Below are 13,142 nucleotides of genomic sequence, written 5' to 3' on the forward strand. Positions count from 1 at the left end.
ACCACGACCCGGGTGTCGAAAACCACGAGCTGTCGCGCAAAATCGACCCTTGACCTAATTACGTGACGCATCGTAACTTAATGGTGTGTCCTCGCTCACAGGCCCGGGACGGCCGCGTGATCCACAAACTCAGCGCGACATCATGCGCGCCACCCGTGACCTGCTGGCACGCAACGGCTACGACCAGCTGTCCATCGAGGCCATCGCCCGTGAGGCCGGCGTCAGTCGGCCGACCATCTACCGGCGCTGGCCCTCGAAAACCCACCTGGTCTTCGATGCCGCCTTCGACCAAGCCCCCGGTGGCGAACTCCTTTCACTCTCCGGAGATTTCGAGGCCGACCTGCGGAGTTTCACGTCCGCGGTGCTCACCTTCTGGCGCGATCCAGTGGTCGAGGCCGCCGCACTCGGCATCCTGACCGAACGCCGCCGCGACCGGGCACTCCACATCAAGACCCAGCAACTGCTCGACGAGCAGACCAAGGGCGCCTTCCGCTCCCTGGTCGCCTCGGGCGTGGAGCAGGGCCGAGTCCGTCCCGATGTCGACGTCGAGATGGTCTACCAGACGTTGATCGGCACCGCGTTCTACACCGCCCACATGGAACCCGATGTCGATATCGACGACACCGCAGATCGATTGTGCTCCTTGCTGATCGAAGGGGCCGGACGTACCCAACCGCCACGGAAGGACCATCCATGACCGACAGGGCCGAGCTGTCCGCAGCGTTCAACGCGCTGCTCGACGAGCTGCGAGGTATCGAGCAGAAACTGCTCACCGCCGAACCCGCACTGAGCGAACCCGACCTGCTCGACGGGTACCGCCTGGCCTTCAGCGTGCTGCGGGTCGCGGTCGACGCCTACGTGTGGGGTGACCGGGACAAGCCGATCCTGGTCGACGTCATCAGCCCGTACCTCAAATGGGGCGGCGACAACTCCGATGCCTTCTACCAACTGGCACCACTGAATCCAGCCCGCACCTACCGCGTCACCGGCAACCGCGGCGATGCGGTGTACCTGTCGATGACGGTGTACGGCGGGCCGGGTGAAGGTCGCTACAGCGATCGCATCGTCGGCACCATCAACAACCGTGGCCTGGACTTTGACGAGGACGGGAACTTCGAGTTCATCATGAGCCCCGATTCCCACCCGGGCGCCTGGCTCAAACTGGACACCGATGCTGAATTCGCTTTGACCCGTGACTATCTCAACGATCCCACCACCGACCGTCGACCGACATGGCGGATCGAGGCGCTCGATCCGCCGGCCCGGCGCTCGGACAGTGCAGCCGAACTGGCCCGCCGATTCGAGTACGCCAAGAACTGGTTGCACGAGCAGGTTTCGTTCCTACCCACCAAGGTGGAGCCCGCCAACCAGTTGCACCCTCCGTTCCCCGTCCCGCAGAACGCCTACGGATGGTCGGCCGCCGATGCGGCCTATGCGATGGGCGCCTACGAACTCGCGCCGGATCAGGCCCTGGTCATCGAGGGCACCTCACCGGAGTGCGTGTTCTGGAACCTGTGCCTGTGGAACCCGTTCCTGCACACCTACGACTACACCCACGAGCGGGTCACCATCAACGGCGCCCACGTCACCTACGAACCGGACGGCTCGTGGCGAATCGTCGTCAGCGACAAGGACCCGGGACACCCGAACTGGGTCTCGACGGCCGGCCGGTCCAAGGGCCTGATCTGGCTGCGCTGGTTCCTGCCCGACGAAACCCCCGCGCACCCCCAGTGCCGCGTCGTCGATGTCGCCGAGGTGGGCGCCCTGTGACCACCAGCACCCAACGTCCCGCGCCGATCCGGTTCGACGACCTGGCCAACCCGGTGTATCCCCCGGCAGCCCAACCGATCCGCGACGGACTGGCCGCCTACGCAGCGAATCTCGAGCTGAACCCGGAAGCGCTGCTGACGGCCGCCGCCGAGCGGACCGGTCTGGACGATTTCGGCGACCCGGCATTCCGGGAACGTCTCGACGTGCTCTGCGCCGCACTGCGTGACGAGGCGGGTCTGTCCGACACCGGACTGGGCATCGTGTTCGAGCAACTGGTGGGCAACCTCGTCAACCGGTTGCGGTTGGAGGCGCTCATCGCCGACCATCCCGAGATCGAGGGCATCGAGATCGAGCGGCCGATCATCATCTGTGGCCTGCCCCGAACCGGGACCACGCACCTACACAACCTGCTCGCCGCGGACCCCGCACTGCGCCATCTGCCCTACTGGGAGAGCCTCGAACCGCTGCCGGGCCCGGGTGAGGACAGCCCACAACCGCGCCGGGACCGATGCGGCGCCGGCCTGGAACTGGTGAATACCTCACTGCCGGAGTTTCGGCGGATGCATGACATGACCGTTGAACATGCCCACGAGGAGATCCAGCTCCTGGCCAACGACATCTCCGGCATGCTGTTCGAAACCACCTATTACGTGCCGAGTTTCGTCACCCACTACAAGGCACACGACCAGTCGGCGTCCTACGCGTACCTCAAGCGCAGTCTGCAGGCGATGCAATGGTTGCGCGGCGGGTCCCGCTGGGTACTCAAATCACCCCAGCACCTGGAGCAGTTCCCCACCCTGGCCGCCACCTTCCCCGATGCGACTTTCATTGTCACCCATCGTGATCCGGTCGAGGTGACCCTGTCGATGATGACGATGATCTGCTACGCGACGCGGATGGCGGTGACCCGTCCCGATGTGGCGAAGCTGACCGGCCACTGGCTGAACCGCATCGACGATCTGCTCGCCGGCTGTATCCGGGATCGCGATGCGCTGCCCGCCGGGCAATCCATCGACGTCCGGTTCGACGACTTCATGGCCGACGAGCGGGCCACCCTGGCCGACATCTACCGACTCGCCGACCAGCCTTTCGGCGACGACGTCCGCGCCGCGATGAGCGACTTTCTCACCGAACACCCCCGCGGACGTTACGGGGGCGTCATCTACGACGCGGCCGACCTGGACCTCGATCCGGCCGCCCTGGCCGAGCGGTTCCGCGCCTACCGGGAACGCTTTCTCACCACCACGGAGGACAAGTGAATCACCCAGCACCACAGCCTATCTCGGCGGAAGCCTGGGTGGCCACCGCGCTCGGCGAGCCCACCGAGGTACTGGAACGCCAAATCGTGGAGGTGCGGGCACCCGGCCCCAACGAAGTCCGCGTCGCGGTCCGCGCGTTCTGCCTGAACTTCAACGACATCGACATCATCAAGGGGCGTTACACCACGCTGCCGCTGCAGCCGCCGTTCGTACCGGGAATGGAAGCGGTCGGCGTGGTCGAGAGCGCGGGCCTGGGCGCCGAACACCTGGTCGGCCGCCGCGTCGTCGGGATCCCGGTGATGGCGTTCGGTGGGTATGCGTCCTACGCCATCGTCGACGCCGCGACAGTGCTCGATCTGCCGGACTGGGTCAGCGACGTCGACGGCGCCGCCCTGCACTACCCGTTCCATCTGGGCTGGTTCGCACTACGCGAACGCGGCCGGTTGAAGCCCGGCGAGACGTTGCTGGTGCACGCGGCGGCCGGCGGCACCGGGTCGGGCGCTCTGGTTCTCGGAAAGGCACTGGGCGCCAGGGTGATCGCCACCGCCGGCAGCGACGAGAAGCTCGAGTTCTGCCGGAAGCTGGGTGCCGACCATGTTGTCAACTACCGCAACAGCGGCTGGGTCGATGAAGTCATGGACCTCACCTACGGCCACGGTGTGGACGTCGCGTTCGACGCGGTGGGCGGCAGCGTGACGACGGATACGTTCCGTTGCATGGGATTCAACGGCCGCCACCTGATGGCCGGGTTCGCCGAGGACATCGCACTGGAGGATGGCGACTACATCTCGCCGCGTCCGATCGCCTACGGCAACTTCGACGTGTGCGGGGTGTGTCTGGTCTATGTGACCGATCCGCTGGCCGTCCGCCGCACCCTCGGGTTCAACTGGCCCGCCCGCTCCGAGGGCCTCGATGCCCACGTGCGGATTCTCGAGCTGATGCGTACCGGCCGGCTCCAGACCGTGGTGGGCGACAACGTGGCCTGGGACCAACTGCCACAGGCACTGGCGCGGATGGCTGCCCGCGAGACCACCGGACGTTTGGTGGTGACTACCGGCGCACACGACTGACCCCGCGTTACCGCTGCGCCGCCGCTCATTCCAGTGCGCGGCGCAGCGCGCCGGCGAGATCGCCTCGCTGCCCGACCGTGACGTCGTCCACCCCGAGCCACGCGGCCATCGACCGCAACTCCCCCGCCAACGCATCGGCCACCCGAAACCGGTCCTGACCGTCCTCGGTGTACGCACCCAGCACCTGTAGCGCCCCGTCGGTGCGTTTCAGGTCCACCCGCGCCACCAATTCCCCGTCGAGCAGGAACGGCCATACGTAGTAACCGAATTGGCGTTTGGGTGCGGGCGTGTAGATCTCGATGCGGTAGTGAAAGTCGAACCAACGCTCCACCCGGGGGCGGAAGAAGATCAACGGGTCGAACGGGCACAGCAGGGCCGTCCCGCGGTCACGGCGCGGCACCGTCTGACCCGCACGCAGGTAGGCCGGGGTGCCCTCGACCTCGACAGGCTCAAGCTCCCCGTCGGCCACCAGCTTGGCGATCGCGGGCTTGACCCGTTTGGCCCCCATCCGGAAGTAGTCGCGGATGTCGGCTTCGGTGCCGATGCCCAGCGCGGTGGCCGCGCGCAGGGCCAGCTCCCGAACCGCCTCCTCGTCGTCGACCGTTCGGGCCACCACCTCCGGTGGCAGCACCCGTTCGGTGAGGTCGTAGTGCCGGGCGAAGCCGACGCGCGTCGCCGTCGTCAGAACTCCCGAGGACCACAGCGCCTCGGCCACCCACTTGGTCTCGCTGCGGTCCCACCACGGTCCCTTGCGGCCGCGCGGCTCGGATTCCAGGTGCGCTTCGATCTGGCCGGCGGTGGACGGCCCGAGCTCGGCGACCGCAGCCACGATGTTCTCAGCCAGCCTGGGGTTCTTCCGGACGATCTCGGTGCCCCACCGGCCGTGGGTGTACTCCCGCATCCGCCACCGCAGCAGCGGCCAATCCTCGACCGCCATCAACGCAGCCTCATGTGCCCAGTACTCCACCAGAAGTCGCGGAGAACGCGCGCTGTGCGACCACGCGGCCCGGTCCAGCGTGTCACGGTCGTACGGTCCCAGCCGACTGAACACCGGCGCGTAATGCGCCCGCACCGCCACCGAAACCGAGTCGAGTTGCAGCACCTGAATCCGGGCGATCAACTTACGCAGATGCGCACGGGTGACCGGGCCGCGGGGTTTGGGGTCATGAAACCCCTGTGCGGCGACGGCGATGCGGCGGGCCTGCGCGGTGGTGAGGGTAGCCACGCCGCCATCGTTCCCTACGCGACCGACAAGTGCGAAGGCCGGCGGGCTACAGCGCCCGCACGTAGCTGCAGAACCGGTAGCGCAGCCCTGAGCCGCTGGTCAGCCAGTCCCCTGAGACCCGGGTCCAGGAATCGTCGAGCACCGGCGCCATCGCGTCGCCCTCGGCGGGCGGCAGATCGATGTCGATCTCGGTGACCTCACAGCGGTCGGCGAACGGGAGGGCCTGGGCATAGATCTGCGCTCCGCCGATCACCCAACCCCGAAAGACGTCGTCGAGTCCGGTCAGTACCTCGGCGCCTTCTGCGACGTACCCGGGGTTGCGGGTGATGACGACGTTGCGCCGACCCGGCAACGGACGGACCTTGGCCGGCAGGGACTCCCAGGTCCGCCGGCCCATCACCACGGTCTGTCCGAGGGTGAGCTGCTTGAATCTGGCCTGATCCTCCGGCAGCCGCCACGGAATCCCGTTGTCGCGGCCGATGACGCCCGTGCTCGACTGCGCCCAGATCAGCGCCAGCCGTCGAAGATCACCGGTCATACAGCGACGGGCGCCTTGATCGCCGGATGTGGGTCGTAGTTCAGAATCGCGATGTCCTCATACTCGTAGTCGAAAATCGAATCACGTTGAGCCAGAACAAGTTCTGGGTAAGCCCTGGGCTCCCTGCTGAGCTGCAGGGCCACCTGCTCGACATGGTTGTCGTAGATATGGCAATCCCCGCCGGTCCAGACGAACTCACCGACGCCGAGCCCCGCCTGCGCGGCCATCATGTGGGTCAGCAGGGCGTAGCTGGCGATGTTGAACGGCACCCCCAGGAACAGGTCCGCACTGCGCTGATACAGCTGGCAGGACAGCTTCTGGTCGGCGACATAGAACTGGAAGAAGGCATGGCACGGCGGCAGCACCATCTGGGGGATCTCGCCGACATTCCACGCCGAGACGATGTTGCGTCGCGAATCGGGGTCACGCTTCAGCAGATCCAGCGCATTCGAGATCTGGTCGATGTGCTCACCCGAGGGCGTCGGCCACGACCGCCACTGCACCCCGTAGACCGGGCCGAGGTCACCTGTCTCACTGGCCCATTCATCCCAGATCGTCACGCCACGGTCTTGCAACCACCGCACGTTCGAGTCGCCGCGCAGAAACCACAGCAACTCGTAGATCACCGATTTGGTGTGCACCTTCTTGGTGGTGATCAGCGGGAAACCGGCCGCCAGGTCATACCGCAGCTGATGTCCGAACACGCTGCGGGTGCCGGTTCCGGTGCGATCGGATTTCGGCACCCCCTGCTCACTCACCAACCGCAGTAGGTCCTCGTAGGGCGTCGGGATCGGCACACCCTCAGCTTACGTGCCCTCACGGGGAGTAGAACGGTAGCCATGCCGACCACAAAGGACGCCATCACCACGCCCGCCGGGACCTGCCCGGTCACGTTTGTCACCCCGGACGGCGCAGGTCCGTGGCCGGGAATCGTCATGTATCCCGACGCGGGCGGGCCGCGTGCCGCATTCGACCAGATGGCCGCCCAACTGGCCGACTACGGCTATGCCGTGCTGGTACCCGACATGTACTACCGCGACGCGGGTTGGGCACCGTTCAACATGGCCACAGTATTCGGTGACCAGGCCGAACGTCAGCGCCTGTTCTCGATGATCAAGAAGGTGACCCCCGAGTTCATGGCGGCCGACGCGGGAGCGTTCTTCGACTACCTGCAGTCCCGGCCCGAGGTCAGCGGGGACAGGTTCGGTACCACCGGTTATTGCATGGGCGGGCGGACATCACTGGTGGTCGCCGGTCGGGTACCCGACCGGGTGGCGGCCGCGATGTCATTCCACGGCGGCGGGCTGGCCGCCGACGATCCGGGCAGCCCGCACCTGCTCGCCGACCAGATGCAGGCTGCGGTGTACGTCGGCGGAGCGCAGGGCGACGCGTCGTTCACCGCTGAGCAGGCCAAGACCCTCGATGATGCCCTCACCGCCGCCGGTGTCGAGCACACCATCGAAACCTACGCGGCCGCACACGGTTTCGCCGTCCCGGACAACGCGCCGTATGACGAGGCGGCCGCGAAACGGCATTGGGACGCGATGGAGAGGTTCTTCGGGGCAAAGCTGCGCTGACCCCGGTGCGCCGACCCGGGCTGATTCGCCCCGGCGAGGGTAGGCGACGATTGACGTATGTACGACCAGCCTTTTTCCGACGAGTCCTACCCCACCGAGCCGGGGTTCCGCATCGACCCGGTCCTGGCCCGGAGCTGGCTGCTGGTCAACGGCGCGCAGTATGAGCGCTTCGCCCCGGCCGCCCGCTCCCGCGCCGACATCGTCGTCCTCGACATCGAGGACGCGGTGGCCCCCAAGGACAAGGTGGCCGCACGCGAGAAGGTGACCCGCTGGCTGGCCGACGGCAACAGCGACTGGGTCCGGATCAACGGCTTCGGCACCCCATGGTGGGCCGATGACCTGGAGGTGCTGGCCGGCACGTCGGTGGGCGGGGTCATGCTGGCCATGGTCGAGTCGGTGGACCACGTCACCGAGACGGCCCGGCGACTGCCGAATGTGCCGATCGTCGCCTTGGTGGAAACCGCCCGCGGCCTCGAGCGGATCACCGAGATCGCCGCGGCCAAGGGTGCCTTCCGTCTCGCGTTCGGCATCGGCGACTTTCGGCGCGACACCGGGTTCGGCGACAACCCGGCAACGCTGGCGTACGCACGCTCACGCTTCACCATCGCTGCCAAGGCCGCCGGACTGCCCGGCGCCATCGACGGACCGACCGTGGGCTCGAGTGCCCTGCGCCTTTCGGAGGCCACGGCGGTCTCGGCCGAGTTCGGTATGACCGGCAAGATCTGCCTGACGCCCGACCAGTGCCCGACGGTCAACGAGGGCCTAGCCCCCTCCCAGGACGAGATCAGCTGGGCCAGAGAGTTTTTCGCTGAATACCAGCGTGACGGCGGAGAGATCCGCAACGGGTCGGACCTACCCCGTATCGCCCGGGCCAATAAGATCCTCGATCTGGCCAGGGCGTACGGCATCCACGAACCCGAGTACAGCGACGACCCGGACCACGTGCCAGCCCCGTCCGACACGTACCACTACTGAGGCCGCGTTACGCCTGCGGTTTGGCGTCGTTGCGGTGCAGGAAGGTGTTGATCGCGCGGGCCACACCGCGGCCCGCGTAAATACCCGCGGCGACGGACACGATGATCATCGCGATGAACATCACCATCCAGTTGGTCCGGCTGTGACTGACGTTCCACCACACGATGGTGAACAGCACTGCACACAGGAAAACGACGATGTCCCGCCAATTGCCGCGGTAGGACATCGCGGCTTCACGGATCTCGCGACTACGGTCACTCGCGTCGATCAAGCCGTCGATTCGTTCGTCGATACTGGCCTTGAGCCGCGCTTTCCGTTCGACATCCTCGGCGGGTAGCCGGTCCAACAGATCGAGATCCTTGGTGATCATGCCGCGAATATCCGGCGGTTTGAGGTTGCCCGCGATGACACCCAGCATGGCGCCGCCGGCGATGGGCGCGGCCCCGAGTGCAAGTTCGGCTATACCCGGCATCTTCTCCTCCATCACTCCATCAGGGTCGCGGCCAGGGTGCCGCCGAGCTCGTAGGCCCGGTCCCGGACATGGGCGTCGATCGCTCCCCTAATCTCAAGCACGTCAGCGGCTTTGGTCAATGCCAGCCCGGTCACGATCCGGTCGACGGCCGTTGCCGCGCCGACCGTGTCGTTGTTGCCGTGCACCCACAATCCGTAGGGACGCCCCGCTACGTGGTCCAGGCTCGGGTAGTAGACAGTATCGAAGAAGTGCTTCAGTGCACCGCTCATGTAACCGAAATTGGCTGTGGTGCCGAACAAGTAGCCGTCGGCGACCAACATGTCGCTGACGGTCGCAGCCAACGCCGGCTTGGCCTGCACCTCGACCCCGGAGATGTCCGGGTCGTGCGCCCCGGCCAGCACTGCTTCCAGGAGCTCTCGCGTCGCCGGTGACGGCGTGTGATGCACCACCAGCAGCGTCTTGGTCATGACTGCTGTTGTTCCTGCATCCGCACGGCGGTGCGCATGGTCTCGCGTGCGCGGGAGCGGTCGCCGGCGAAGTCGTAGGCACGGGCCAGGCGGTACCAGCGGATCCAGTTGTCCGGGTCGGTTTCCAGTTCGGCCTTGACCGTCCCGAACAGTGCGTCGGCGGCGTCCCGTTCGATACGACCCGACGGCCGCGTCGGCAACGCGCTGACGTCGAGCTCCATGCCCTGTTCGCGGGCCAGGCGGGCCAGCCGTTGATGCGCCAGACCGGCTCGCAACGTGGTGACGAGCACCCAGATGCCGATCAGCGGGAACGCGAGCAGTGCCACGCCCAGCCCGATCGCGGCCGGCTCACTCGAGGTGATGAAGATCCACGCGCTACGCCCGAGCATCAGAAAGTAGACGATCAGCGCCAGGCACATGAAGCCGATCACCAGTTGAATGCGCAGCGACCGCGCGCCGTCGTTCACGACAGGTCGAGCAGCGGTTCAATGCCGATGGTCAGACCCGGCCGCTCGGCGATCTTCCGTACGGCCAGCAGTACGCCCGGCACGAACGAGGACCGGTCCAGGCTGTCGTGCCGGATCGTCAGCGTCTCCCCCTGCGTGCCGAACAGCACCTCCTGGTGCGCGACCAGCCCGGCCACCCGCACCGAGTGCACCGGCACACCGTCCACATCTGCGCCGCGGGCTCCCTCCAGGCCGGTGCTGGTGGCGTCCGGGTTGGGCGGCATGCCTTTGCGCGCCTCGGCGATGAGCTTCGCGGTACGTGCGGCGGTACCGGACGGAGCGTCGGCCTTGTGCGGGTGGTGCAGCTCGATGATCTCGACCGATTCGAAATAGCGCGCCGCCTGCTGGGCGAAGTGCATCGACAGCACGGCGCCGATGGCGAAGTTCGGCGCGATGAGCACCGCGGACTCGGGCTTCTCCTTGAGCCACGCCTCGACCTGTTCGATGCGCTCCCAGGTGAAGCCGGTGGTTCCGACGACCGCGTGAATGCCGTTGTCGATGAGGAACTTCAGGTTGTCCATCACCACATCGGGATGGGTGAAGTCGATGACCACGTCCGTTTTGGTGTCGGTGAGCAGGGTCAGCGGATCACCCATGTCGACCCCGGTCGAAAATGTCAGATCCTCCGCGGATTCGACCGCGTGCACCATGGTCGCGCCGACTTTGCCCTTAGCCCCGAGAACACCAACTCGCATGGTTGGGAGCCTACTGCCCGGGGTGGCCGGCGAGGTGCTGTCCCGCGAGACATCGGTGACAGTTCGTGAAGACTTGGTGGTGACACTTGCGCCCCAAGACTCGGACAGTGCAAGTCGTTCGGACTGAGCTCGATGTCCTACAAGGTCGACGTGGACCTCGTATTCCAGCAGGTCGTCGTTGTCGGCAACGGAGACAAGACCAGCGACACAGTCCGTGTTATTTCGGCCCCGACAGAGGGGGAGAACGCTAACCGACACCCTCGCGAATTAGGTGATCCACCTCTTCGAAAGGCATGTCGAGCACATGACTGAATACTCCCACTTGCGAGGCGGGTAGGACCGCCGTTCCGCCTGTCAGCTGCATTTCAACGACATACTCGCGGTCCGTCGCAGTTAACTCGACTCCTGGCTTAACGCCGAGAGAGTGAAAATTTCTGCCCAACGACCTTGCGCCGATAGCGCTCCGTGTGACGGACGACCATCGCCAGATGAGATATTTCTCCAAAAGGTCGAATGTCGAAAATTTGGCGACATTATTGCGCCGCTGTCCACGATCATCGACCGTATCGACCACCCACCAGACACCGTCCCGTTGTATGTAGAAAGACTGATCGTCGGATTTGAAGTAGGCCTGTGAATCGTCGCATTCTGTGCAAGTTGAGACATGTGTCATGCCAGCCAGACTCGTCCATTCAGTCCAACTTTTTGAAAGCCGAGAAAAGTCCGCCATCAGTTATCTCATCTCCTTCAGAAAACCCCAATCAACCAGGGTCTCAACCGAAGCTTCGTCGCCTTCTGGCGCGACAATACGGTATTGCGTGCCGCCCCCGGGTTGGTGAAACCAGGGTGCTGCCTGCGATTGCTCAATGTGCCATCCCGGCGGGAGTGCCGTGGGGTCGTCGACGACGTATTGATAGTAGGGTTTTTCGGCACTACCTGGTGGCAGTGCGCGTTCAGCGAAGGGAACACCGTCCGGTGACATCCACGAACCTCCTGGGTAACCAAATCGGTCCACCACAGTTCCCTGCGGTATCTCAGCGTTGTCGATGACCGTTCCAGGTATTGCGTAGGGCTTGCTGGGCAGGCTGTCGTCGGGGTAGATCAGTCCGCCGTCAGCGTTGGTAAAGCCTGGTCCCGGATCCGCGGGATGGTAGTCGTCAAAGAGTGGCGAATCCCGCGATAGTGGCGCTGGCGCGTCCGGGGAAGCTCCTATAGGAGACGGATGATGGTCTACTCCGCCGGCGACTGGCGCGGGATGTTCGCCCACGCTTCCCGCTGGTGTCGGGTGCTCGCCCGCAGGTCCTGGTAGAGGTTGTTCGCGGACAGCGGCCGCGGGCGTTAGATTATCGACCGGCGGTGGTGAGGGACGGTCAAGCGTGGGTGGCGGGTGGTGACCGGCGAGGTTTGCTGCGGCGTCGTCCGCGCGAGCCTCGGCCGCGACGAGTGCCTTGGGGATGACATTCTCACCGGTGACTCCCGCAAAGCTTTCAAATGCCTCGCGTCCGAGAAGCGCTTTGAATCCATGGATTCCAGCTTGGCCGAGTCCTTTGGCGGCCAAGACGGCTTCGGGCGCGCCGACTGCGGTGGTGACCGCGTTGAACAGTAGCTCGTCGTCGGGGGTGACTTTGCCTGAGGCAAGTGTGTTGGTGCTGTCCAGCGTGCCACCTTTGAAGGTGTAGGCGGTTCTCTTGGCTTGGTCGAAGAATTCCCCGGTGCCGTTCTTGAGTTGGCCGTACACCTGGTAGGGGACGCCGTTCTCTGTGGTGTTGATCTGGAAATGGCCGTCCGGGAACACGGTGATCGACTTCGGATCGACCAGCGAATAGTCCGGGATGTTGCCGAGATCATTGAGCGCGGTGGCCAGCTCACCTCTTAACTTGCGGGCGGTGTTGTTGGCGGTATCGAACTCAGAGCTACCAGGCCTGCCCACGTACATGTTCTTCAGGGCATCGTCGAGTTGTTTCTGTATCCCGTGAATTTTGGCCATCTGATCGACGATCGCCTGGTCGGTGGCGTGTTGCAGCTCAGAAAGCATGCCAGCGGGGTCGGCGCCCCGGGCGCCCTGCTCAGCCGGGCTTTGCGGATCGCCACCACCTGCCGCAGTCATCACCCGGCTCAAGTTCTCGTCGGATTCTTGCGCGGCGGCCAGCAGGGCCACGATGCGGTCCTCCAGGTCGCGCATTTTGTCGGCCAGTTGCTGGACGTCTTCGCCTTCCCAACCGGTGGTGTCGGGCGGGGTAATGGTGTTGGTCTCTAGGTTGATCGCCACTGCCGGGGTGGCCGCGGCATCCTCTAGGATGCTTTTCTGCTGACTCTTGACGGCACGTACATCCCCGGACGATTTCTTTGCTGCCATGGCGGCCAGGACATCGTTTTGAGCCGAAGAGTCGTGCTCGACGGCCGATTTCTCCAACGCTTGTTTGGCGGCTTCGCCGGCCTCCCCGTCCCATTCGGCGATCGCTTGCGCCCCGCGCAGCTCGTCGGCTGCCGTTCCGCTGTGGCGAGCCCGGTCGACAAGCGCATCACTGACTTCGTCGATCTGACCGGGGTCCCAGTGATCCACATCGGCCATCGACAGAGTCATGGTG

The 13,142-nt window shown here is 65.3% G+C and carries 14 protein-coding genes; 6 read left to right on the forward strand and 8 right to left on the reverse strand.

The features are described from left to right. Positions 1 to 85 precede the first annotated feature (85 nt). Genes G6N44_RS06475 through G6N44_RS06490 form a run of 4 tightly spaced genes read left to right on the forward strand, consistent with a single transcriptional unit; the run spans position 86 to position 4,099 of the window. Complete coding sequence (locus tag G6N44_RS06475; protein ID WP_163662173.1) at positions 86 to 697, forward strand: TetR/AcrR family transcriptional regulator; 612 nt, start codon at positions 86 to 88, stop codon at positions 695 to 697. Further along, positions 694 to 1,770, forward strand: coding sequence for a DUF1214 domain-containing protein (locus tag G6N44_RS06480; protein ID WP_163662175.1), 1,077 nt, complete (start codon positions 694 to 696; stop codon positions 1,768 to 1,770). The genes G6N44_RS06475 and G6N44_RS06480 overlap by 4 nt, the downstream gene beginning before the upstream one ends. Further along, positions 1,767 to 3,029: a sulfotransferase family protein gene (locus G6N44_RS06485; protein ID WP_163662177.1), complete on the forward strand. Its 1,263-nt coding sequence runs from the start codon at positions 1,767 to 1,769 to the stop codon at positions 3,027 to 3,029. Before G6N44_RS06480 ends, G6N44_RS06485 begins: the two co-directional genes overlap by 4 nt. Further along, positions 3,026 to 4,099, forward strand: coding sequence for a zinc-binding dehydrogenase (locus G6N44_RS06490; protein ID WP_163662179.1), 1,074 nt, complete (start codon positions 3,026 to 3,028; stop codon positions 4,097 to 4,099). The genes G6N44_RS06485 and G6N44_RS06490 overlap by 4 nt, the downstream gene beginning before the upstream one ends. 25 nt (positions 4,100 to 4,124) lie before the next feature. Here the strand turns inward: G6N44_RS06490 and G6N44_RS06495 are convergent, their stop codons facing one another. From G6N44_RS06495 to G6N44_RS06505, 3 genes are read right to left on the reverse strand one after another with little or no spacing between them, the layout of a single operon-like run. Next, entirely contained in the window at positions 4,125 to 5,324 is a 1,200-nt protein-coding gene (locus G6N44_RS06495) for a winged helix-turn-helix domain-containing protein (RefSeq protein WP_163662181.1), read from the reverse strand. A 46-nt stretch (positions 5,325 to 5,370) separates the two neighbouring features. Continuing rightward, entirely contained in the window at positions 5,371 to 5,862 is a 492-nt protein-coding gene (locus tag G6N44_RS06500) for a dihydrofolate reductase (protein ID WP_163662183.1), read from the reverse strand. Next, positions 5,859 to 6,659, reverse strand: a complete 801-nt coding sequence (locus G6N44_RS06505) for a thymidylate synthase (RefSeq protein ID WP_163662185.1) — start codon at positions 6,657 to 6,659, stop codon at positions 5,859 to 5,861. The genes G6N44_RS06500 and G6N44_RS06505 overlap by 4 nt, the downstream gene beginning before the upstream one ends. A 42-nt stretch (positions 6,660 to 6,701) precedes the next feature. Between G6N44_RS06505 and G6N44_RS06510 the strand changes: the two genes are divergently transcribed. Together G6N44_RS06510 and G6N44_RS06515 are read left to right on the forward strand one after the other, a co-directional pair. After that, the gene (locus G6N44_RS06510) at positions 6,702 to 7,439 is read left to right on the forward strand and encodes a dienelactone hydrolase family protein (protein WP_163662187.1); all 738 of its coding nucleotides are present in this window, start codon (positions 6,702 to 6,704) and stop codon (positions 7,437 to 7,439) included. Between the two features lie 57 nt (positions 7,440 to 7,496). Continuing rightward, positions 7,497 to 8,414, forward strand: a complete 918-nt coding sequence (locus G6N44_RS06515) for an HpcH/HpaI aldolase/citrate lyase family protein (RefSeq protein WP_163662190.1) — start codon at positions 7,497 to 7,499, stop codon at positions 8,412 to 8,414. 7 nt (positions 8,415 to 8,421) lie between these two features. Here the strand turns inward: G6N44_RS06515 and G6N44_RS06520 are convergent, their stop codons facing one another. The 5 genes from G6N44_RS06520 to G6N44_RS06540 all read right to left on the reverse strand — a co-directional run bounded on the left by G6N44_RS06520 (position 8,422) and on the right by G6N44_RS06540 (position 13,126). After that, a complete protein-coding gene (locus G6N44_RS06520) occupies positions 8,422 to 8,886 on the reverse strand; it encodes a hypothetical protein (protein WP_170309440.1) in 465 nt (154 codons plus the stop codon). A gap of 11 nt (positions 8,887 to 8,897) precedes the next feature. Next, positions 8,898 to 9,353 carry a flavodoxin family protein gene (locus tag G6N44_RS06525; protein WP_163662192.1) on the reverse strand — a complete coding sequence of 152 codons (456 nt, stop codon included), beginning with the start codon at positions 9,351 to 9,353 and terminating at the stop codon, positions 8,898 to 8,900. After that, positions 9,350 to 9,820 (reverse strand): hypothetical protein, encoded by a 471-nt coding sequence (locus G6N44_RS06530; protein WP_163662194.1) that lies wholly within the window; start codon positions 9,818 to 9,820, stop codon positions 9,350 to 9,352. The genes G6N44_RS06525 and G6N44_RS06530 overlap by 4 nt, the downstream gene beginning before the upstream one ends. Further along, complete coding sequence (gene dapB, locus G6N44_RS06535) at positions 9,817 to 10,554, reverse strand: 4-hydroxy-tetrahydrodipicolinate reductase (RefSeq protein ID WP_163662196.1); 738 nt, start codon at positions 10,552 to 10,554, stop codon at positions 9,817 to 9,819. The genes G6N44_RS06530 and dapB overlap by 4 nt, the downstream gene beginning before the upstream one ends. A 733-nt stretch (positions 10,555 to 11,287) precedes the next feature. Further along, a complete protein-coding gene (locus tag G6N44_RS06540) occupies positions 11,288 to 13,126 on the reverse strand; it encodes a TNT domain-containing protein (RefSeq protein WP_235682962.1) in 1,839 nt (612 codons plus the stop codon). Between the last annotated feature and the right edge of the window lie 16 nt (positions 13,127 to 13,142).

This window comes from Mycolicibacterium alvei (assembly GCF_010727325.1).
Taxonomy (GTDB): Bacteria; Actinomycetota; Actinomycetes; order Mycobacteriales; family Mycobacteriaceae; genus Mycobacterium; species Mycobacterium alvei.